Here is a 327-nt window from a genome sequence, read left to right on the forward strand (position 1 = left end):
GGTGTTGCTGATGTGCCATTTGGTGGAACTAATGGTACCGATTGGGAAGAGTTTACAGATGGCGGTGTGAGTGGGGTACAAACCACAATCCAAGAGAGTCAAAGCGGTGATAACTACGCTGTTCTAGATTTCACGGTGTTGTCTGGTGAGAGAAAACCAGATGACTCGGCTGATGATCCTCTTGTCGGCGATGGTTCCGAATCGATAACTGTTATTCTATCAGGTATCCCTGAGGGCGTGGTAATCGAAGACGGTGATGGTACGGTTATTGACCTAAATTTCGTTGGGTATGAAGATGACATTAACGGAAACCCTGATTTAGATAAA

General features: G+C 45.6%; 1 protein-coding gene. It reads left to right on the forward strand.

The annotated features are described in order from the left end of the window. The coding region (locus AB4486_RS27560) for a hypothetical protein (protein WP_372119983.1) at window positions 1-327 on the forward strand (327 nt) is incomplete at both ends.

Source organism: Vibrio sp. 10N.222.55.C6, from assembly GCF_041473395.1.
GTDB classification, from domain to species: domain Bacteria; phylum Pseudomonadota; class Gammaproteobacteria; order Enterobacterales; family Vibrionaceae; genus Vibrio; species Vibrio crassostreae_C.